The 20,710-nt window shown below is 61.7% G+C and carries 24 protein-coding genes; 9 read left to right on the plus strand and 15 right to left on the minus strand.

The genetic code is table 11. From position 1 onward, the window contains the following. Positions 1–60: 60 nt before the first annotated feature. From RWT78_RS00365 to RWT78_RS00390, 6 genes are read right to left on the minus strand one after another with little or no spacing between them, the layout of a single operon-like run. The gene (locus RWT78_RS00365; protein ID WP_314673078.1) at positions 61–750 is read right to left on the minus strand and encodes a YdcF family protein; all 690 of its coding nucleotides are present in this window, start codon (positions 748–750) and stop codon (positions 61–63) included. Positions 751–775: 25 nt separating this feature from the next. Beyond that, complete coding sequence (locus tag RWT78_RS00370; protein WP_314673081.1) at positions 776–2,509, minus strand: ABC transporter ATP-binding protein; 1,734 nt, start codon at positions 2,507–2,509, stop codon at positions 776–778. Next, the gene (locus RWT78_RS00375; protein WP_232508899.1) at positions 2,506–4,320 is read right to left on the minus strand and encodes an ABC transporter ATP-binding protein; all 1,815 of its coding nucleotides are present in this window, start codon (positions 4,318–4,320) and stop codon (positions 2,506–2,508) included. Before RWT78_RS00375 ends, RWT78_RS00370 begins: the two co-directional genes overlap by 4 nt. Further along, positions 4,317–4,664 carry a plastocyanin/azurin family copper-binding protein gene (locus RWT78_RS00380; protein WP_003940254.1) on the minus strand — a complete coding sequence of 116 codons (348 nt, stop codon included), beginning with the start codon at positions 4,662–4,664 and terminating at the stop codon, positions 4,317–4,319. The genes RWT78_RS00375 and RWT78_RS00380 overlap by 4 nt, the downstream gene beginning before the upstream one ends. A 10-nt stretch (positions 4,665–4,674) precedes the next feature. Beyond that, positions 4,675–6,237 carry a multicopper oxidase family protein gene (locus RWT78_RS00385; RefSeq protein WP_314673091.1) on the minus strand — a complete coding sequence of 521 codons (1,563 nt, stop codon included), beginning with the start codon at positions 6,235–6,237 and terminating at the stop codon, positions 4,675–4,677. Then, positions 6,234–7,118, minus strand: a complete 885-nt coding sequence (locus RWT78_RS00390) for an ABC transporter substrate-binding protein (RefSeq protein WP_314673093.1) — start codon at positions 7,116–7,118, stop codon at positions 6,234–6,236. Before RWT78_RS00390 ends, RWT78_RS00385 begins: the two co-directional genes overlap by 4 nt. Positions 7,119–7,402: 284 nt before the next feature. Here RWT78_RS00390 and RWT78_RS00395 point away from each other — a divergent pair, with 284 nt between their 5' ends. Beyond that, the gene (locus tag RWT78_RS00395; protein WP_314673096.1) at positions 7,403–8,134 is read left to right on the plus strand and encodes a TetR family transcriptional regulator; all 732 of its coding nucleotides are present in this window, start codon (positions 7,403–7,405) and stop codon (positions 8,132–8,134) included. Positions 8,135–8,198: 64 nt separating this feature from the next. On the opposite strand, the gene RWT78_RS00400 is transcribed toward RWT78_RS00395, so the two are convergent. Continuing rightward, entirely contained in the window at positions 8,199–9,362 is a 1,164-nt protein-coding gene (locus RWT78_RS00400) for a lipase family protein (RefSeq protein WP_314673099.1), read from the minus strand. 174 nt (positions 9,363–9,536) lie between these two features. Between RWT78_RS00400 and RWT78_RS00405 the strand changes: the two genes are divergently transcribed. Beyond that, positions 9,537–9,977: a VOC family protein gene (locus tag RWT78_RS00405; protein WP_003940268.1), complete on the plus strand. Its 441-nt coding sequence runs from the start codon at positions 9,537–9,539 to the stop codon at positions 9,975–9,977. Between the two features lie 21 nt (positions 9,978–9,998). Here the strand turns inward: RWT78_RS00405 and RWT78_RS00410 are convergent, their stop codons facing one another. Then, a complete protein-coding gene (locus RWT78_RS00410; protein ID WP_030536496.1) occupies positions 9,999–10,598 on the minus strand; it encodes a TetR/AcrR family transcriptional regulator in 600 nt (199 codons plus the stop codon). Positions 10,599–10,673: 75 nt separating this feature from the next. Continuing rightward, the gene (locus RWT78_RS00415; protein WP_314673108.1) at positions 10,674–12,107 is read right to left on the minus strand and encodes an FUSC family protein; all 1,434 of its coding nucleotides are present in this window, start codon (positions 12,105–12,107) and stop codon (positions 10,674–10,676) included. 58 nt (positions 12,108–12,165) lie between these two features. Here RWT78_RS00415 and RWT78_RS00420 point away from each other — a divergent pair, with 58 nt between their 5' ends. Next, a complete protein-coding gene (locus RWT78_RS00420; RefSeq protein WP_003940222.1) occupies positions 12,166–12,681 on the plus strand; it encodes a MarR family winged helix-turn-helix transcriptional regulator in 516 nt (171 codons plus the stop codon). 1 nt (position 12,682) lies between these two features. Here the strand turns inward: RWT78_RS00420 and RWT78_RS00425 are convergent, their stop codons facing one another. Beyond that, complete coding sequence (locus RWT78_RS00425; protein WP_003940256.1) at positions 12,683–13,087, minus strand: PaaI family thioesterase; 405 nt, start codon at positions 13,085–13,087, stop codon at positions 12,683–12,685. 117 nt (positions 13,088–13,204) lie between these two features. Between RWT78_RS00425 and RWT78_RS00430 the strand changes: the two genes are divergently transcribed. Next, positions 13,205–13,648, plus strand: coding sequence for a helix-turn-helix domain-containing protein (locus tag RWT78_RS00430; RefSeq protein ID WP_314673119.1), 444 nt, complete (start codon positions 13,205–13,207; stop codon positions 13,646–13,648). 2 nt (positions 13,649–13,650) lie between these two features. Here the strand turns inward: RWT78_RS00430 and RWT78_RS00435 are convergent, their stop codons facing one another. The 4 genes from RWT78_RS00435 to RWT78_RS00450 form a co-directional block, all read right to left on the minus strand. Beyond that, the gene (locus RWT78_RS00435; protein ID WP_007729721.1) at positions 13,651–14,106 is read right to left on the minus strand and encodes a PPOX class F420-dependent oxidoreductase; all 456 of its coding nucleotides are present in this window, start codon (positions 14,104–14,106) and stop codon (positions 13,651–13,653) included. Between the two features lie 33 nt (positions 14,107–14,139). Further along, positions 14,140–14,649 (minus strand): hypothetical protein, encoded by a 510-nt coding sequence (locus RWT78_RS00440; RefSeq protein ID WP_003940463.1) that lies wholly within the window; start codon positions 14,647–14,649, stop codon positions 14,140–14,142. 70 nt (positions 14,650–14,719) lie between these two features. Next, the gene (locus tag RWT78_RS00445; protein ID WP_065454932.1) at positions 14,720–15,535 is read right to left on the minus strand and encodes a DUF72 domain-containing protein; all 816 of its coding nucleotides are present in this window, start codon (positions 15,533–15,535) and stop codon (positions 14,720–14,722) included. Positions 15,536–15,579: 44 nt separating this feature from the next. Continuing rightward, positions 15,580–15,762, minus strand: a complete 183-nt coding sequence (locus RWT78_RS00450; protein ID WP_003940600.1) for a hypothetical protein — start codon at positions 15,760–15,762, stop codon at positions 15,580–15,582. 81 nt (positions 15,763–15,843) lie between these two features. Between RWT78_RS00450 and RWT78_RS00455 the strand changes: the two genes are divergently transcribed. The 5 genes from RWT78_RS00455 to RWT78_RS00475 all read left to right on the plus strand — a co-directional run bounded on the left by RWT78_RS00455 (position 15,844) and on the right by RWT78_RS00475 (position 19,669). After that, entirely contained in the window at positions 15,844–16,164 is a 321-nt protein-coding gene (locus tag RWT78_RS00455; protein WP_007729728.1) for a GYD domain-containing protein, read from the plus strand. 44 nt (positions 16,165–16,208) lie between these two features. Then, a complete protein-coding gene (locus tag RWT78_RS00460) occupies positions 16,209–17,057 on the plus strand; it encodes an LLM class F420-dependent oxidoreductase (protein ID WP_024487511.1) in 849 nt (282 codons plus the stop codon). Positions 17,058–17,131: 74 nt separating this feature from the next. Then, positions 17,132–17,881, plus strand: a complete 750-nt coding sequence (locus RWT78_RS00465; protein ID WP_314673144.1) for an SDR family oxidoreductase — start codon at positions 17,132–17,134, stop codon at positions 17,879–17,881. Between the two features lie 62 nt (positions 17,882–17,943). Next, complete coding sequence (locus RWT78_RS00470) at positions 17,944–18,408, plus strand: Rrf2 family transcriptional regulator (RefSeq protein ID WP_003940010.1); 465 nt, start codon at positions 17,944–17,946, stop codon at positions 18,406–18,408. Between the two features lie 118 nt (positions 18,409–18,526). Further along, positions 18,527–19,669, plus strand: coding sequence for a diguanylate cyclase (locus tag RWT78_RS00475; RefSeq protein ID WP_116057796.1), 1,143 nt, complete (start codon positions 18,527–18,529; stop codon positions 19,667–19,669). Positions 19,670–19,696: 27 nt separating this feature from the next. On the opposite strand, the gene RWT78_RS00480 is transcribed toward RWT78_RS00475, so the two are convergent. Then, positions 19,697–20,581: a helix-turn-helix transcriptional regulator gene (locus RWT78_RS00480; RefSeq protein WP_007729733.1), complete on the minus strand. Its 885-nt coding sequence runs from the start codon at positions 20,579–20,581 to the stop codon at positions 19,697–19,699. Positions 20,582–20,710 lie beyond the last annotated feature (129 nt).

The raw sequence follows: 20,710 nt of genomic DNA on the forward strand, positions 1-20,710 counted from the left end.
ACGCTCCGACTCTCCGGAGCGTGTGTTCACTCGACAGAAACCGTGCGCACTCACCCCGCGTCAGGGAATCGACAGCGCCACCTGGACCGAGTCCTCCGACGGCGACGTCACCTTTGCGTCCCGGCTCCACAGCATGTCGAGCGCCGCCTTGGGCTTGGCAAGGACCCACTCCCGCGCGGCGTTCTTGATCAGCGTCGGACTTGCGCACCCGCAATCGCTGTTCACCCCGTCTGCGTCGATGCCGACGTCTCGGCACAATGCCACGGCGCGTGGCACGTGATACCCCTGAGTGACGATCAACGCCTTGGTCACCCAATACGTATGTATGGCCCGGAAGCAGGTGTCGTAGGTGTCGAGGCCGTACGGATCCCCCACGATGCGACGCGCATCGATTCCCTGCTCCACCAGGTAGTTCGTCATCGCGGCGATCTCGTCACCCGAGCCGCCGTTCGCGTCGCCGGAGACCAGGACCGCTTTAGCCTTTCCCGCTTCCACCAGTTCTACTGCTGCGTCCAGCCGCCCTTTCAGGAAAGCCATCGGCTTGCCGTCCTTGATCTGCGCGCCCAGCACGATCACGACCGGAGCATCGGGAGCATCGGCGGCGTCCGACGTGTGGCCGGCCGACGCCACGGAAATCCACACGATCGAGCCCGCGTAGACAACCGCTCCGAGCACCGCAATGCCTGCGACCCAACGAGGCCACCGGCGCTTGCGCGGCGGTTTCACTGGATCTGCAGCGGCTTCGTCCATTCGTCGATCAAACCACACGGTTTCTTCACCGCTTAGGCGCTCGGTCGATCCTCCATCCCTCCGCGCCACTGCGCTCGGCCCACAAATCCGAGTACTTCCCACCTCGCGCGATCAGGTCTTCGTGGGAGCCGACCTCCTCCACCCCACCGTCTTCGAGGTAGACGATGCGATCTGCTCCCTCAATAGTCGACAGGCGATGAGCGATGATCACCACCGTTCGACCACGGGCCAATCGGTGAATTGCCTCGGTGATGGCGACTTCGTTCTCTCCGTCGAGGGCGGAAGTCGCTTCGTCGAGAAGAACTATCGGAGTGTCCTTGAGGAATGCCCGCGCAATCGAGACCCGCTGACGTTCACCGCCGGACAGCAGTGATCCGCCTTCACCTACCCTGGTCTCCTCACCGCTCGGCAAACGGTCGATCACTTCGCCTAGCCTGGAGTCCACCACTGCTTGACGGACCTCCGACTCGGTGGCATCCGGACGCGCCAACCGAACGTTCTCCAGGATGGTTCCGTCGAACAGGTAAACCTGCTGTGAGACAGTCGATATCCGAGACATCAATGCTCTCGTTCCGATCTCGCGAACATCGGCTCCCCCGATGGTTACCGCACCTTCGTCTACGTCCCAGAATCTGGAGATCAGCCGAACCAGAGTTGTCTTTCCGGAACCGGAAGGACCGACCAGAGCAGTGACCGAGCAGTCCGGGAATTCGAGACTCACGTTACGAATCACGCGATCCGGGCCGTAGCCGAAGGAGACCGATTCGAACCGAATATCATACGACGTAGGCTCTTTCGGCACCTCAGGTTCCGCCAGCACCGGTACATCGATCATCTCTCGGACAGATCTGAGCGACACCCGGGCCAGTGAGATACCTTCACCGAATCCTGCGAGCATCTGCATCGGCTCCACGAACCTCACGGCCAACACGAGAACAACGATCACGCTTGCTATGTCGATGGACCCGGTGGTGACCAGCAGTGCCGCCAGAACCAGGACGGTGAGAAAGGCAACCTGAACGACGATCATGAAGCGCAGCAGATACTTGTCGACCGATCCGATTTCCTGCAGGTGTGCGTCCCGGTTGGACACAAGAGCTTCGTCCAACCGAGTCCAGCCTTCGCCACTCTTACCGGCCGAACGTAGAACTTGCTGCGCCTGTGCATATTCGACGACGCGCGATGCCAACTCGGATTCGCTCTTGCCGATCGCCTCGTATTCGGGAACAACCGCACGCTGCACGTTGCGGTAAGCCCGAATCCCCAGTGGAACGAAGACGACCATCGCGAGGGACAGTCGCCAGTCCACAAACAACACAGCGATCGCCACTGTCGCTGGAGTCACCGTGACGGTGACGAGTTGCGCGATGATCATTCCCGGGATGCTCATCAAGATAGCCGTGCCCTCGGTGACCAGGCGAGTGAACGCTCCACGGTTTGCCTTGCTGAACCACCCGAGCGGAACCTGCACCAAGTGATCACCGAGGCGATGCATGATTCCACCGGCAAAACCCTCGATTCCGATGCGGTATGCCCGATTCTCGGCGATCCACCGTACGGCGCCACAGGCCACCGCCACGAGAGCAGCCGTGACAACCCACGGCACTGCGGCGTCGTAATCGCCGCGAACCACCGCTTTCAGGATCGGAATCATCAGTGCAAAGACGACACCCTCGAGTATCCCGGCGAGCGTGAAACCTGCTATCTGACCTCGCATCCCATTGTCGCGCCCGAGGATTTCGTCCAGGTCTCGAATCATTGCGGCGCCTTTCGCGGAGAGATGTCTTCGACGAGGGGGTTCTGGAGCGCCCACATCCGCGCGTAGGTTCCGCCGAGCGCCGACAACTGTTCGTGCGTACCCTTTTCCACGATCCGTCCGGCGTCGAGAACGAGTATCTGATCTGCGTATCGGACGGTGTGCAGTCGATGAGCGATCACCATCAGGGTGCCGCCGTCCGCACTGATCTCGCCCAGTGCGCGTTGAACGGCCGATTCACTGTGGGGATCGGCCTGCGAAGTCGCCTCGTCCAGGATGACGATCGGCGGGTTCTGAAGGATGGCGCGGGCGATCGTCAGGCGTTGCTTCTCCCCACCCGACAGCTCACCGCCCGAACCACCACCGATCTCGGTGTCATACCCGTCCGGCAGTCGCATGATCACGTCGTGAATCTGCGCCCGCCTCGCCGCTGTCTCCACTTCCAGATCCGTTGCATCCGGTCGACCGAGCCGAATATTCTCGCGCACGCTGTCCCGCAGGAGCACAACATCTTGGAAGACGATGGCCATTGATCTCAAGACTTCGCGACTGGACTGATCTCGTAAATCGCTTCCGCCCAGTCGAATAGACCCGTCCGTGACGTCCCAGAACCGCGGAAGTAGACGTGCCAAAGTGGTCTTTCCGGAGCCGGAGGGGCCAACGATCGCGGTCACGGTGCCCGGTTGCATCTCGAAGGAGATGTTCTCGAGGACGCGCTGCCCAGTGGTGTACTCGAAGCCGACGCTGTCGAATTCGACCAAAGTGCTGCGAGCAGGCACTGCATCCTGAGGTTCGGCCAACTCTGGTTCGCCGAGGATGCTCTCGACGTGAGTCGCTCCCAGTTGGCCTTCGCGGTAGAGGTTGGCCATCGTTCCCATGTGCAGAACCGACGACGGAACACCGATTCCGACGACCAGAAAGGCAACAAGAGCTACCGGGGTAATCCAACCCCCGGACAACATTGCAGTTCCCGTCGCCGTGATGACCACGATGAGTACCGCCGGTGAGAGGAGGATCGACATCGCGACCACCGGCCTTCCCATCCCCGACATCCATCGCACGCACACCGCAACCATCGAATCGACAGCGCTCGAGTAGCGCGCGAATGCGCGACTCCCACTCCCGTACGTCTTGACAACCTCGATACCGTCGCCCAGTTCTACTGTCGCAGAGGTCAATGTCGACATTGCAAGATTCCAGGAGTCGACGTTCGTTCGATAGGCTCTGCGCATCGACGGCGCGGCGAGAGCGAGACACACTCCGATGTAGCCGACCAGGACCAGGCTGAACTTCCAGTCCATCGCCACCAGATAGATCAGGGCCACTATCGGCGACAGGATCGCGGGCACCACGTCGGCGGGAAGGTGAGCGACGAGAAGATGCATCCGCTTCACGTCGTCCGTCATCGCCTGCTTCACTTCACCGGTGCCACCATTTGCAAACCACCCCAGAGGAACTCGGGACAGATGCCGAGCGATACGCGAGCGGATCGAGTATTTGAAATGCGCGTCGGCGGTGTGACACACGGTCAGTGCTGCGTTGTAGACGACAAAACCGAGAATTGTGCCCGCTGCACCGATTGCTGCCCACATCCAGACCAGGTTCAACGACGAGCCGGTCAGGAGCACCCGCGCGATCTCGACCACCGCAACGTAGGGCAGGAATCGCAGTGGCACCGACAGTGCCGACAGACCCGCCCCTAGGAGGAGTTGATTTCTCACCGGCGCGATCATCCTGCCCAAAGCGTCTCGGTCGACGAGTCCAGGCGAGTCTTCCGGGGCTGCGGACTCGTTCACTTTCATTGCCGCACTCACTCTTCGACGATGATCGTGCCGGTCATGTTCGGATGTGGTGTGCACGTGTAGGTGAACGTTCCGGCTTTGTCGAAGGTCTGACTGTAGGTTCCGCTTCCTTGGAGATCGCTCTTGATCCCCAACTCGGCGAACACGACATCGTGCGGCATTCCCTGGTCCTCGAAAATCCACGTGACGGTCTGTCCTGTGTGCACGGTGACGGAGTTCGGTGTGTACGCAAGGTTTTTCACCGAGATCTCGACCGGCGCTTGCTCGGTAGATCCCGTCGAATCGTTGCCGCACGACGTCAGTGTGAACACCGCTGCAACAGCGATCAATGTGGTCAATCCGGTGCGAACTGACATTCTGCTCTCCTCATCGAACGTAGTGGAGGTCGGCAGTCATCCCGGCCTCGAAGTGGTACGCGTTGTGACAGTGAAACATCCACCGTCCTGGATTGTCGGCGTCGAAGTCGATCGCCATTTGTGTACGCGGAAGTACGATCACAGTGTCTCGGCGAAGCCCGCCGTAGGAGGGAACCGAGAAGGTGTGCCCATGGGTGTGCATCGGGTGCCACATGTCGGTGTCGTTGTTCATGACGATTCGTATTCGCTCGCCCTGCTTCATTCTCAACCGACCTGCATCGGCGCCCGCCATTCCCCAGACGTATCGATCGCCGGCCTGAATGAGATCCACCGAATACGCACGATCCGGTGCCCTCTGCTCCAGCGCTCCTGACGGGCGAAGCTCCGATTCCAGAACGAGCCGACCGCCGGAACCTGACAGCACTGCAGGCGAAGTCAGGTCGACGACCGCTACCGAATCCGGCGTCCGAAGCAGGCACGCGACGCCACCTGACTTCCCTTCCACCTTCGCGGCGATGGGCCACGAGCCGGACTGCACCGTCACCAATACGTCGTATCGCTGCGCGGGTGCGATCAGAATCTCGTCTCCGGCTATGTAGGCAACGTCCTGCCCGTCAGCACTGACAACGGTCATCTCGTGCCCGGCGACCGAGAAACGGTACGGAGTCTCCGCCCCGGCATTGATCACCCGCAATCGAAGCCGAGTTCCGGCCGTCGCGCTGACGACGAAGGGATCTTCCACAGGCCGTCCGTTGATCAGGTGCAGTGGATACGTGATGTGCGTTGCCATTCCACCGAGCGCCTCGGAATTACCGTGACCGCTGGCGAGAAGTTCTGCGGCAGAATCAATCTCTGCATCATCGACTTCCGGTGGAGCTCCGCCGTGCCCGTGGTGTCCTCCCTGCACGTCCGGTGACAATGCGCGAAGCACTGCATCCGGGGTTGTTCCCAGCCCGTCGAGCCAGTCGTCGATCACGATGACGACGTCCTCGTCGGCTCCGGTCCGGTCGTTCGGGTCCTCGACCACGAGTGCACCGAATAGCCCTCGATCGGCCTGCAAGCCTGAATGGGAGTGGTACCAATATGTTCCGTGATCCGGGGCCACGAAGTCGTAGGTGAACTCGGCACCTGGTTGGATTCGTTCCTGGGTGACCGGCGGGACGCCGTCCATGTCGTTGCGGATCGCAATGCCGTGCCAGTGCACCGAGGTCTCCGTCGGAAGGTCGTTCTGCAAAAGAACGTTGAGCCGGTCTCCCTTGGAGATTCGAAGCTCCGGGCCAACTGCTTCCGCACCGTACGACCATGTGTCGACCTCTCTGGCGCCCAGACTCACCCGAGCCGGTGCAGCTGTCAGATTCCGTTCGACTGTGCGCCCGCTATGAAATCTCGCCTGTTCGGCAGCACGAACTTCGTCGTCGAACGGTGAAATCTCAGAACTGGATTCGTTCGCCGAACCACGGCTGCACGCACTCAATGCCACAGAACCCAAAGCCGCAGAACCCACAGCCGCAGAGCCGAGCGTCACCGCTCCCCATCGCAGAGCCAGGCGCCGACTCAACGCACTCGAACTCATGCCGTCAGCGCCGTGAATTCCTGATAGCGCGTCGCGGCAACAGCTTCGGTTCCGGTGCCGGTCAGATTGCCGGCAGCCATGGCATCCATGTCCTCGATCATCCAGAAGGTGGCGAAGGGATGAGTGGCAAGCCACATGTCTCCGTTGACCTTGGCCACTCGGTTCTCCTGCACCGCTGAAAGACTCGAGAATCCGGGAACACCGGCAACCTTGCCGAACTCGTACACGCCCTCGTCGAACACGGCTATGATCCGAGCATCCTGCGCCGGGATCGCCTCGTCGGACAGGGGCGCATACGGCAGTCCTCCAGCCGCATTCGCTCGCTGGGATTCCGGACGCCCGAAGCCGCTCTCCGCCAACAGCAACGACGGCGGCGCCTGCTCGGTGGTGGTGGCAAGGATTCCAGAACTGCTCATCAGCACCGACACGGTGTTCGCTTCACCACCGGACCGAGCAGAGACGTCAGCGATCTTGCCCTCCAAGGCGACGGTCAGCTTGTCGGCAACCGACTGACGATCAAAAGCGCGTCCGAAGAAGGCAAGATTCTCACGCCACGGAGTGGTGACGGCCGGGACCGGCACTGTGGGGACGGTCGATGCGAGGGAGTCGTAGTAGCTCCGATCGCCCATAGACGTGAAGATGACCAGTCCGGGATCCTGGGCGAGGACCTGCTCGATCGGGGGTGCACCGAGCGGCGGCACCGTGACCACCTCGGTACCCGCTGACGCCAAGATGTCCTGGCCGATCTCCGATCCCCACGACGTGAAGACCACATCAGGGGTGATGCCGACGGCAAGGAGACCGAGTGCGGCGTATTCGTCGAGGGAAACAATTCGCCCGAGGTCGCCCGGAACCGACGTCTCACCGAATTCGTGGGACACAACACGCGTTCCCTCGGCAGGTTCCGTCGTCGGTCCCGCCTCACTCGAGCTACAGGCGGCCGCAGTCAGGGCAACGACACTGACCAGCAGCGAAGCACCCAGCCTCGATAGGTAACCTGGTCGCGTTTTCAACTTCATGGTGTCCTTCAGCTTCGAAAAATCGGGGGGTTCGCATAAATCCGAGCACTGCTCGGATTTGGCAAGTAAACCTCACCTAAGTTCATCCGTCAATCGCTTGCGTCGACTACGCACACCGATCCGACGCCGCTAAGCTCGGTCGGACCATGACTGCGCCATCACCTGACAAGAAGTCCGCCGCGACATCGGAGCGCCGCCGGAGTTACAACACCGGGATCACTGCGGACGCAGTGGTGACCGTGGCGTTCGGGCTCAGTCGCGAGCACGGAGTCGAGGGCTGGTCGCTGCGGCAGCTGCTCGGCGAACTCGATACGTCGTTCTCCGTCGTCTATCGACTCGTCGGAGATCGGGTCGCACTCTCGGCTGCGGTGGTCGACAGTGCGGTGTCGGCCGTGAACGTGCCATCCGCACAGGAAGATTGGCGTCGATGGCTGACACATCTGCTCTTGCAGATGCGAGAGGCCTTGATCGAGTGTCCAGGTGCGGCGCAGTGGCTGCTGATGAACGGAGTTGCCACCCAGCACAGCCGGGAACTCATGGAGGCCGGATTGGCATCGCTGATCGACGCCGGGTTCGGGGAAGAAGCCGCTCAGGCTTACACCGTCGCCTTCACCTCGACAACCACACTGATCGCCATGAACGACGCCAGGCGCATTCCCAGCGGACAGCCTTCACCCGATCACAGCGCGATGCTGGAACGACTGAGTAACGACGGACCCTCAGATCCTCGTTCATCGATGGAGACACTGATCGGGAAGTTCGCCGGTCCACCGGATGCTGCGGAAGCAACACGGGCAGAACACTATCGCTACACACTCGACCGTGTCCTCGACGGCCTCGAGGCGCGGCTGTACGCAATCAAGGAGTCACAGAAATGACCGCGGGGTCGCTGTCACACTTGTGCGACAGCGACCCCGCGGATGATCTGGATTCTCGGTATGCCTAGCGGAACAGGTTCGCGACGAACGGAATCGTGTCAGCCTGTGATTCGACCAAAGCGCCGCTGTGATCGGTGTTGTAGGTCTTGAACGTGACCGGTTCACCGTTGGCGACCAACGCTGCAACCAGCGAAAGTGCAGACGGTGCAGGGACATCCACGTCAAGCAGGCCCTGGCCGATGAAGATGGGGCGATCGTATCCACTGGTCGGTACACCCATGTAATCGTTCAGCAGACCCTGGAAGTTCGGGATCTGACTGAGCGGGCGGGAAAAGATGTCACCGAGGACCAGATCCTTGGAAGCCTCGTCCAGGTCTGCGGCGCAGAGCTTTTCGGCCGAGTCGACCTTTTCCCTTCCCAAGTCGTTCAGGTAGGAATTCAAGTCGATCTCGGGGTGCGCTTCCCGCAAGCCCGCGAGGATGTAGAGCGCGTACGACGTCAATCCGCCGCCGAGGGCGATGGGAGGGAAGCCCGGACCGGCAGGCAGGAGGGTCAACTCGATGTTGGCCGGCACTCCGGTACCCACCCCGCCGCGATAGTCGAGAGAATCCCCACCGTATTCAGTGGCGTAGCGCGCCGTCGTGATGGCCGCTCCGCCGCCCTGCGACTGTCCGACCACTGCCCACCGATTCGAGATGGTGGGTTCGATCACCCGAGCAGCCTTGACCGAGTCGACGACGCTGTGCGCCTCCACCTTTCCGTCGAGATACGGCATCAGCCCCGGTGTTCCCAGACCGACGTAGTCGGTGGCGACTACGGCGTAGCCCTCGGAGAGCCAACGCCCCAGGTAGGGGTAGTCGCGCTCGGGCAGGCCAGGCCCGACCAGCGAAGGGGCACAGGAATCGTCGAGTCCCGTGGTGCCGTGCGCCCACGCGATGACGGGCCAACCACCTTCCGGTGCCGGGCCGGCCGGGACGTAGTACGCGCCACTGCTCAGCGCAGGCCCGCCGTTGGAACCGATGGTCCAGTACGTGAATCGCTTGGCGTCGGCGGTACCCGGAATCCACAGATCTTTCGGTAGCGGCTCACTCGACACCACAGTGCCGGTGGCTTGCGACGCGCTCGGTGCCTGTGCGGACGCGATGGGCGCAGCAACGGCGGAGCCGATCGTTGCAGCACAGAGGGCTGCGATGGATACGCGGGCAAACGACTTCGACTGGAATTTCACGTCTGACGACTCCGGTTCGTGCGGTGGGCGACCTCGTTGGACGTTATCGTAGATTTTGTTTAACCGATCGGTCAAGCAAAATCTTGCAGCTTCGTGAAACGTATATGTCGAGATTCACGCCCTAACTCCGACCTAGCATCGAACCGCACGAAAAAACAGTAGGAGGATGGGCACATGGCACACGTACAGCGTTTCGACCACATCGGCATCACCGTCGCGGACCTCGAATCAGCGACGGCATTCTTCGTCGGTCTGGGTCTCGAGGTGGAGGGCACCGGATCCGTGGAGGGTGAGTTCGTGGAAACCGTCTGCGGTATCCCTGGAGCCAAGTGCGAAATCGCCATGCTGCGCCCGCCGGGCGAAGGATCACGGCTCGAGCTCTCGTCCTTCGTCACGCCCGAGCACGTACCCGGATCGCCTGCTCCGATGGCCAACGAGATCGGGATACGCAACGTGTCTTTCGAGGTGGGCGATCTCCAGGCGGCGGTCGATGCGGTGGCTGCGGACGGTTACGGGCTCATCGGCGGGATCGGCGAGTACGAGAACAGCGTGCGCATGGCCTACGTCCGGGGGCCTGAAGGGATCATCGTGTCCCTGTTCGAGCAGATCGCCTGAAGCGTCACGGCATTCGGTGCGTCAGATCGCCTTCCAGGAGCTGGCCAGAGCGCCCATCGCGGCCGCGAATTCGGCGAACGCCGCGTCGATTCTGACGCGGTCACCGGTGGTCACCAGATCGAGCGTCAACCCGCGAATCTGCGCCAACACGATCGTCGCGTAGCGATCAGCGCGATCGGGTGGACATCCGTGCGCGAGCGCAGCTTCCGCCAAACCACCCAACCAGTCCCCCACCACATGGTCGAGAAACTCGCGATACCGCTCCGGATGCAACAACGCCTGTCCGTAGATCTCGAACATCAAGCGAAAGTTCGGCAACGATTCCGCTGATGTGCGCCCATTCCAGTAACTCGTCAACATCTCGACGATGTCGGTCCCGGAAGAGATGTCGAGAGAAGAACTGTCTCGCAGGGTGGCAACTACTTCAGTGAGCAGTTGTTCCTTCGAACCGAAATGATGGATGAGTGTCGCATGACTGATCCCCAGATCCTTGGCCAATGGCCGCATGGACAGTTCACCGACGCCGTTCGCCGTGACGTACGCGGTTACCTGCTCGAGCAATTCGGCACGGCGATGCTGGTAACGCAGTTTCCGGCCGTCGACCGGCGTGCTGTCCTCCACCTGCAGGAGCCTACGCAGTACCGGAAACACGGCAGTACCGGAAACACGGCAGTACCGGAAACACGGCAGTACCGGTTACACGGTGACGTGGTGGCGATCCGATCGACTGATCGTCACAGCGGCGACGACAACACCGATCACCACGCCGATGAGAGTGTCCGCGACGCGAGCCACTGCCGCTTCGGTCCCGATCGGAGCACTGAAACCGATGAGGAGCAGTGCCATCGGGGTGACGGCCAGTGATGTCAGTGCATAGTTCTTGATCACGAGCAGCTCAGCAGCAGTCTGCAGAATCACGACCACGGCAACCGCTTGCCAGTAGCCGAGCGTCAATGCGATGAGAGCAGCAGCGACGACGGCGCCACCGACATTTCCCACCAACCGCTGAATCCCACGCTGGACGGTCTGCTTGTAGTTCAGCCCCTGCATCGCGGCGATGGCACCCATCGACGCCCAGAGCGGATGCTCCAACCCGGCTCCCGCCGCGAGCCAACCGGCCAGAGCCGACGCTGCCACGATGCGGAGAGCATTCATCCGCACCGGGCGCGAATACAGCCGATTCAATCCTTCGAGAAAATAGCCTTCGGGCGCGGCCAGGTTCTTTGCCGGTGCGAGATCGTGTTCGATCATGCTGGAACGCTTGAGCTTCCGAAGCTCCTTCTCGTGCCGAGCAATGCTGCGAATCAGGGTGGCGTCGCCGTGCAACTGCCACTCCTGAACTGCCGCTTCTGCTTCGTCGAGCACCGCCACCAGTTCGCGTCCGTGATCGACGGTCGACTTGATCCGGCCACTCGACGCAATAACCAAGCGGGCGTTGGCAATCGATCCGAGCGCCGGTTCCACTCCGCCTGCGCCGGACTGTTCGAGACGCCCTACCGCAGAAACTGCACGGGCAACTGCCAGGCGGGCAGGTCCCATCGGCAGTACGAGCGCTGGGAGCATCGCGGCCGCCCAACCGACCAGAACTCCGAGCGCACCGGCAATGACCAACCGCGCCAAATCATCAACGCTGGAGGCATATCCGGCTGCACCGGTCGCCGCGAAGACGAGGATGACGGGCCCTGGTCCGGTGATCCGGAAGCCCGACATGAAGCAGTACGACGCACCCGCAAGCAAAGAGAGGATGCCGATCTGCAACCACATCGGAACGCCCGCGACACCCATGGCGCCGCCGAAGGCAATCGAAGCCACCAGTGCAGCACCCACCATTGCCAGCTTGCCGGCCAACCGTGGGTACGGCTCGTACCTGCCGAACGCGGCACACAGCGCACCCAAGGCCGCGAAGCCGGCCAATTCCCGCTGCCCGAGCAGTCCGCCGACCACGAGGACTACGGCGGTGGCGAGTCCGACTCTGATCGCCGGGGCGATGGTCGCGTCCGCGGATCCGATACGAAAAGCCGCTCGCCACGTCGCCCCGGAGACGGTATGTGCAATGGCCTCACTCGAATGAGTGAGACGGCTGGGCGTCCTGGCTGCGGTTTCGGTTCGGGTCACCCACCCAGCATACATTTATTTCACTAGTAAATTACTTGTGAAGTAATGTGAAATCTGTCGCTAAGATGGGGCCATGGGCGCGGCGAACAGATCCGAAGACGACTTCATCGACAAAGTCCGTCGCGAATGGAAGCGCGCCTACCCGGAGTTCGACACCGCCCCCGTCGAAGTGATGGGCCGGATCGCCCGCATCAACGCGCAGTCTCTTCACCAGCTCGACCGCGCACTGGCGTCCAGCGGGGTCTCTCGCGCCGAATTCGACGTGATGAGTGCACTCGCTCGCAGTGACCGTCCCCTGCGGGCGAGCGAAGTCACCGCCGTCACGATGGTCAGCGGCGCCGCCACCACAAAACACGCAGACCGCCTGGCCAAGCTGGGCTTTGTCGAGCGTCAGCGCTTCGAACACGACGGACGAGTGGTTCTGCTTCAACTCACCGATGCCGGTCGCGCATTGGTCGAGGCAGAGTTTCCCCGACGCGTCGAGCGAGACCGTCAAGTACTCACCGGACTCGACGAGGACGAACGTGCCCAACTGACGGCACTGCTCAAACGCATCTCACTCAACATCGACTCGGGGATCTGGGACTGACCTACTTCGGCAGCGGTACGTTCTGCAAACGCACCTGACCGCGCGCCACCTCCTTGCCCGATTCCGGATCGGTGATGACCACCGACCACAACTGCTGAACCCGGCCCTGCTGTATCGGCACAGCCACGACGTCCACGCGCCCACCCGTACGCGCCCGCAGGAAATCCGTTCCGTTGTGCACTCCGACGGCAAATTCGCCACGGTCCGCCACTGCAGTACTGGCCCCGATGCTCGCGGCGGACTCGACGGCGGTCGTGTAGACACCGCCGTGGACTACGCCCCACGGCGTGTGATGCTCCTCGGACAGATCGATGTGCCCGACAACCTTCGTGCCGGACACCTCGTCCAGTTGCAATCCGGCAGCGCTGACAAATCCGCTTGCTGCCTCGAGATTCAATTCCGTCATGACGACCCCTCATCTGCTCCGTTGGATTTCTCGACCTACCTTCCGCCCTCGAATACATGCCGTCAAGTGCTAAGTTGGAATTCCCAACTAACATTTCCAACTAACAGGGGCCCAGAGATGACGGCGACAAAAGGACGCAACTGCTCCATCGCCAACGCCTTGGAGGTCGTCGGCGAGAAGTGGTCACTGTTGGTGCTCCGAGAAATCGTCCTCGGGCAACGACGGTTCGACGAGATCGCCGCGGGCACGGGTGCGAGCCGCGACATCCTCGCCGCGCGTCTACGCACCCTTGTCGACGCCGACGTCCTCACGAAGCGACGCTACGAAGACCATCCACCGCGCTACGAATACGTCACCACCGAATCAGGGAAGGCGCTCTATCCCATTCTGATGGCGCTCATGGAATGGGGGGACGCCTTTGCGACGACGGGTCCACCGCCAACCGTCGTCGAACACCGTTGCGGTGAGATCCTGCACGCCCAAGTTGTGTGCGCGCACTGCAAAGAGCCGCTGGCCGCCAAAGACGCGCATGTAGTCGAACTCTCGCCGCCTGCTCGATAACGTCAGCGTCCGGGCGGAAACCCGCCTGTTGCGATCGGACCCCAGGAGTCGACGGTGACGCGGATCAGGCTCTTACCCTGCTTGCGCATGGCTTCGCGGTACTCGTCCCAGTCGGGATGATCACCGGCGATGGATCGGTAGTAGTCGACCAACGGTTCCACCGAGTCCGGGAGGTCGATCAACTCCGCGGTTCCGTTCACCTGGACGTACGGGCCATTCCACTCGTCGGAGTGGATACACAGAGACACCGCCGGGGTGCGGCGGACATTCGCGGCCTTGGCCCGTTCCGGGTACGTGGAGATGACGATCCGACCCTCGTCGTCGACCCCGCACGTCACCGGAGAGATCTGCAGCTCGCCGGATTTCTTCACCGTGACGAACGTGGCCCGATGGCGCGGCCTGATGAACTCGAGGAGTTCGGCAAACGACACACGATCTGCGCTGGCGATCTTGGACATGACCTCAGCCTAATTCGATTTACGAACTGACGCTCAGGGCATCTCGATGGTCTGTGCACGTGCGATTTCGTCGATTGCACGAATAATGTACGCGCTCTGAGCTTTCTTCACTCCGGTCGACAAACTCCCGATGACCAGAACCGCCGAACGCAGGTACGCGCCGTGCCCGATGCGGAACGAATCGTCTTCCAGATCCGAAATCCCGAGCGCCCCGGTGTAGACCGCAGCGAGCGCCTGCACGTCCAGATCCGGCAGCCACACGATCGTGGACTTGGCGCAGGCGGTGAGCGCATCCTGCACGTCCTCGCTGGACAAGCCGTCCGGATGCGTGTCCTCGAGCAATTCGCGCACGATCGCCGCGTGAACCGAGCTGACCTGCTCGAACGAGAGCCCGCGCAGTTCCTCGACAGCCACGAGTAGTCCGTCACGATTTGCCGCCCGCACCGCGGCGAGTGCGTCGGCCGTGGCATCGGCGATGTCACGGGCGACCTTCGGCCAATGCGTCGGCCAGCTCTGTTCTGGCGTCCGCTGTTCTGGCGTCATCGTGGTATCTCCTCGGTCCTCGTGTTCATGCGGAAGCCTTCCACATCCCACCGACATGAGAGGCGATCCGTCAGCGCAGTCGCTCCAACAAGGACATTGCGTTGTGCGGCGCAAAGCCTTTCATGTCGTTGTCGAAGTAGACGTACACGTCGAGGCCCTCGTCAATCCAATCCCGAAAGCGCTTGGACCACTTGTCCAGAGCTTCGTCGGTGTACCCACTCGCATACAGTTCCTTGTCCCCGTGCATCCGCACATAGACAAAATCGGCAGTAGGAGTGGTGATGCGGGGATACCTGCCGGCTGTGTCTGCGACGACAAAACCGATGGAGTGCTCGCGCATCAGGTCCACGGCTTCGTCGGTCTCGAAGCTGGCGTGCCGCGCTTCCACCGCGTAACGAATCGGCACGTCCCTCTCGGTCTGGGCGAACACTCGGTCTTCGGTGAGTTTGTCGTCGTGCTGTGCTGCCAGATCGGCTGCAGCCTGAGTGGTACGGGGAAGACCGTCGAAGAAGTCGGCCAATCGCTGCGATTCGAACTGCAGCGTCGGAGGTAGTTGCCACAGAATCGGCCCGAGCTTGGGGCCGAGGGCGAGTGTTCCGGCGGCAAAGAAGTTGGCGAGTCCGTCACGGGCGTCGAGCAGCCGTTTCATGTGTGTGATGTACCGGCCGCCCTTGATCGCGAACACAAAATCTTCGGGAGTTTCGCTGCGCCATTTGGTGTAGCTTTCCGGCTTCTGCAGCGCGTAGAACGAGCCGTTGATCTCGATCGACGTCAATCTCTCTGCGGCATAAGACAATTCTTTGCGGTGAGCAAGACCTTTCGGATAGAAATCTCCGCGCCACGCGGGATACGTCCACCCGGAGATACCTACCCGAATATCTGCCATCGATTCAGACTAAGCGGCACTCGAGCGTTTTGGCACTCCGTGTTTCAAACTCCGGCGCTGAGCGCGACGGATACCGGTACGACGGTCAGGCACACCACCGCACCGATGAACAACGCGATCACGAGGCGACGGTCCCACTTTCCGCGTGCACCACTGGCAGCGAGCATGAAGATCACAAAACCTACACACACGGACACGATAGTCACGATCACCGGAGTTCCAACCATGCCGTGATTGTCCCCTACCCATTGCCACCGAGCGCCCTACGGGTACACGATCGAAGTACCCATCCCGAGCTAGGAGTGGAAATGCCGAAATACCTCTGGCAAGTGACGTACTCACCCTCCGGCGCCGCCGGTCTACAGCAGGAGGGAGGCACTGCGCGGCGCGACGCGATAACGCGAATGGTCGAAAGCATCGGTGGCACTGTCGAATCCTGCCACTTCGCACTGGGCGGTCACGACATGTTCGTGATCGGCAACCTGCCGGACGACGTCGCGGCAGCCGCATTGAGCATTCGCACGGCTGCGGCAGGTGCAGCACGCTCGGAGTCGATCACACTGCTCACGCCGGAGCAGATCGACGAGGCAGTCAAGCGACCGACTGACTACCGCGCGCCGGGCAAATGACGACGGAAGGAATAGATCCCGGCAGCAGCCGAGTTGCACCCGCTGTGACGGAGACTACGAAAACACCTGACCTGGGCACCTACGGAATCTGGCGAGGAGCGGCTGGTTTGCCGCCCGAGCTGGGAACTGCGATCGAGAAACTCGGTTTCGGCACCATCTGGATCGGCGGCTCCCCACGCGCCGATCTACGGATCGCCGAGAAACTTCTCGACGCGACCGAGCACATCACCGTGGCAACCGGAATCGTCAACATCTGGTCCTCACCTGCGGCTGAGGTGGCGGAGTCCTATCACCGACTCGAAGCGGCGCACCCGGGGCGATTCCTGCTCGGCGTAGGCGTCGGACATCCGGAGGCGACCGGCGACTACACCAAGCCGTACGCCTCGCTCGTGTCGTACCTCGACGAACTCGACGAGGCCCAGGTCCCGGAATCGCGGCGCGTCCTCGCCGCACTGGGACCGAAGGTGTTGAAACTGTCCGCAGATCGCGCTGCCGGCGCGCATCCGTACCTGACCATCCCCGAACACACCGCCGAAGCTCGTGAAATCCTCGGCCCTTCGAAGATTCTTGCCCCTGAGCACAAGGTTGTTCTGGAAACCGATCCGGAGAAGGCCAGAGCAATCGGTCGCCCCGCCGTCGCCAACCCGTATCTGTATCTGCGCAACTACACGAGCAATCTCGAGCGCCTCGGTTTTGCGCCCGAAGAGTTGGCGAACGAAGGAAACGATCGCGTCATCGACGCTCTGGTTGCGCGCGGTACCGCGAAGTCCATCGCGGATCGACTTCGGGAGCATGTCGCGGCAGGTGCCGATCACGTTGCGATCCAAGCACTTCCCGCCGAGGGTGATCCGCTCGCGACCTACGAAGCACTCGCAGCCGAACTCTTCGGCTGATCAGACACCCTTGACTTGGATAAGTTGTGTCCGAGTATACTTGGACATGACTTATCCGAGTAAAGGAGAAAATCATGAAGATCGTCATTTTCGGAAGCGGACTGATCGGAAGCCAGGTCGCCGCCAAGCTCGCTGACGCCGGGCACGACGTGAAGGCGCTCGGTCGGGCAGACGGGATCGACATCACCACCGGCGCAGGAATCGCCGAAGCAGTCGAGGGTGCCGACGTCGTCGTGGATCTGACCAATTCTCCGTCGTGGTCGGACGAAGACGTCTTGGCCTTCTTCCGTGACGGAACCAGCCATATCCTCGCCGCAGAAGAGAAGGCGGGCGTCGGGCACCACGTCATCCTGTCCATCGTCGACGCCGATCGACTGCCCGATTCCGGGTACATGCGAGCCAAAATCGCCCAGGAAGACCTGGTCAAAGCCGGCCCGACCCCCTACACGATCGTCCGATCGACCCAATTCTTCGAGTTCGTCGCCGGAATCGCCGACGCGGGAACCACCGACGGCGCCGTCCACGCAACGCCGGGACATCTGCAACCCATCGCGTCTCGAGACGTCGTGTCCCACGTCGCCGAGGTAGTGACCGCCGCGCCGCGAAACGGCACGGTCGAGATTGCCGGACCCGAACCGCTGGGCATCGACGAACTGGTCCGGCGCTTGTTCCTCGTCACCGGCGACAAGCGTTCGGTGATCTCCGATCCCGAAGCCGGCTACTTCGGCGCGAAACTCGACAACTCGGCACTGACCCCGACACCCGGTGCAGATGCATGGATCGCGCCGACAACATACGACGCGTGGCTTGCCGAGAAGGCCTGACGTCGACAACTCGAGCGACGTCCGGCCCTCACCGCTTTCCGCGGCGTCGATAGAGTCCAATCATGAAGCTTTCCGGAGGCGTGGAGTGGTCACTCCACTGCTGCGTGGTTCTGAGCCAGTCCGAGGGGCCGGTACCCACAGCCAGACTCGCCGAACTTCACGGGGTGTCGAAGACATACCTGGCGAAGCATCTGCGAGCGCTCGCGCACGCCGGTCTGGTCAATCCGACCGAGGGCCGAGACGGCGGGTACGTTCTCACCCGGGCTCCCGAGAAGATCACCGTTCTCGACGTCGTACAGGCCGTTGACGGCACCGAACCTGCGTTCCGGTGCACGGAGATTCGACAGCAAGGAATCCTCGCCGCCCCACCGGAACAGTGCCGTTCCGCCTGCGGAATCGCCAAGGTCATGGCCGACGCCGAAAAAGCCTGGCGCGCATCACTGTCGGGGGTCACTATTGCAGATCTTGCTGCAACCCTGGACCTTCCGGCACTCAGAAAGATCCTGACCACAGCGATCACACCCTAGAGCAGCCCACACCCCACGAGACGGCAATCCATCGTTCAACTATCGGGTACCTTGTTCGGGGATCAAATCTTGACGAAGAATCTTCCGGGAATTTTCGCAAGATCTCGGAGGGGGTTTCATGGGAGTCAGTGGCGCTGCGGGGTTGGGGCAGAACATTCGTCAAACAACTGGACTGTTGAGTCGCTGGTGGTCTCTTGCATACGACGGCGAATGGTTCCCGAGGTTCCTGGCTGCTCGATCGATGTTGGGGACAGCCAGGGTGGTCGTCACCTTTTGGTGCGCTGTGTTCGTGGCACTCGCCGTACTGGCTCAATTCGTGAAGGGTGGCGCAACCGAACTCCCTGAACGGCTCGCGGCGGGCGCAGCATGCATGATCGCGCTCTACTGCATGATTCGCTGGTCACTCGGACGGTCTTGGCCGAGTCACCATCAATCCGTTCGTTTCGTTTCGCTCACCAATATCTGCTTGTCCTTGATACTTCTCGCCGGAATCCATTCGAGCTTCCTGGCATTGACCGGCACCGTTCTGTTCGTGGTCGTCGCGAACTATTCGTCGGTATTCCACAGCCCTCGAATAGTCACAGCACAGATCACCGGCGCGCTGTTCGTCGTTGCGCTACTGACAATTCGAGCTGTAACCGATCCGGATACCGACTCTTCGCTGTCGGTGTCCACTGGATTCGTCATCGGGTGTGTTATCGCTTCAGCTTCGATGACCGTGCATTTCCTCGTCCTGTATTTGACCGACGACGCACGACACTCTTGGCGCGATCCACTCACCGCTGCCCTGAATCGACTTGGGCTGCACAATGTCTGGCAACAGTTGTTCGGTGTCGGCGAACTCCAAGGACACGTAGTCCTTGCGGTGGTGATCGATGTCGATTCGTTCAAGAGCGTCAACGACAAACTGGGTCACGCGGAAGGCGATCGGATGCTGGTGACAGTCGGCCGGCGCCTGAACTCGGTGGTCGGAGAGGTCGGGCTGGTTGCGCGGACTGGCGGCGACGAGTTCGTGATTCTCATGCCCGTGGAGCCACGTCGCATCGAACAAACCGTGGTGGACATTCACAATTCGATATCGCGGCCCGCCGGCCGGCAGTCGATTTCCGTGAGCGTCGGAGCCAGCGTGTGGCTGTCCTCGACAATCCCGGACGCTTCGGGAACCATCGATCGGATTCTTGCCGACGCCGACAACGCGATGTATCGGGCGAAACGACGAGGTGGAGACCAGGTAGCTTGGGCAGTAACGCATCTGAGCTGAATCGGCACGATTACCTGCCGATCGAATTCAGAGCGCCGCTTCGCTGTCGTTCGCCGGATCCAGCTGATCCTGGGTTGCCGCCCAACTCGCCAAGAGTTTGAGTGCGTCAGCCGTGGGCGTCCCAGGCGCCGCGGTGTAGACCAGCAGTGTCAGCCCGGGATTGGACGGCAGTTCCATCGCCTCGAAGTTCAGCTCCAGGTCTCCGACGACGGGGTGACGAACCTTCTTGAATCCCGTCCGATGAAAGCGCACATTGTGTTTCGCCCATCGGGTGCGGAATACCTCACTGCGAGTGGCAAGTTCGCCGATAAGCTCGGTCAACGCCTTGTCATGAGGATTGCGCCCCGCTTCCGAGCGGAGCATCGCGGCGATGTCGTCTGCCGCGCGCTCCCAATCCACGAAGAAGTCCTGCGATGCCGGGTCCAGGTACACGAACCGGGCGTTGTTCGCCGGCCTACGTGGATCGGCCAACACCGGCGAATACAACGCGCGCGCCATACGATTGGCCGCCAGCATGTCGTGCCTGGCATTACGTACCCACGCCGGCGCGTCGGTGATGGCGTCGAGTATCTGCTGAATCGCCGGGCTCACGCCCTTGGGGGCGGGCCGCTTTCTACTCGGTGCGCCTGCACTGGCCGCCTTCGCGAGGTCGTACAAATGGGCAGTTTCGGCTTCGTCGAGTTGCAGTGCTCGGGAAAGGCTTTCGAGCACCGAGTCCGACGCTCCCGCCAGATTTCCGCGTTCCATGCGCACGTAGTAGTCGATGCTCACACCGGCGAGCAGAGCGACTTCCTCACGGCGCAACCCCTTGACGCGACGGTTTCCGCCGTAGGCCGGCAGCCCTGCCTGCTCGGGTGTGATGCGAGCACGACGGGAGCTGAGGAATTCGCGGATCTCGGCTCGGTTGTCCATGCAGTTCACGTTACTCGAGCGGAGAAGACCGAGGGAGGTACTGCCGTTACCTGGAACAACAGACACTCCCGCGCCCGCGAGGCGCGGCGTTGACTGATTGCAGTCGACCGGTCCACGCCGAAACGTCGA

This window comes from uncultured Rhodococcus sp. (assembly GCF_963525155.1).
GTDB lineage: Bacteria > Actinomycetota > Actinomycetes > Mycobacteriales > Mycobacteriaceae > Rhodococcus_F > Rhodococcus_F qingshengii.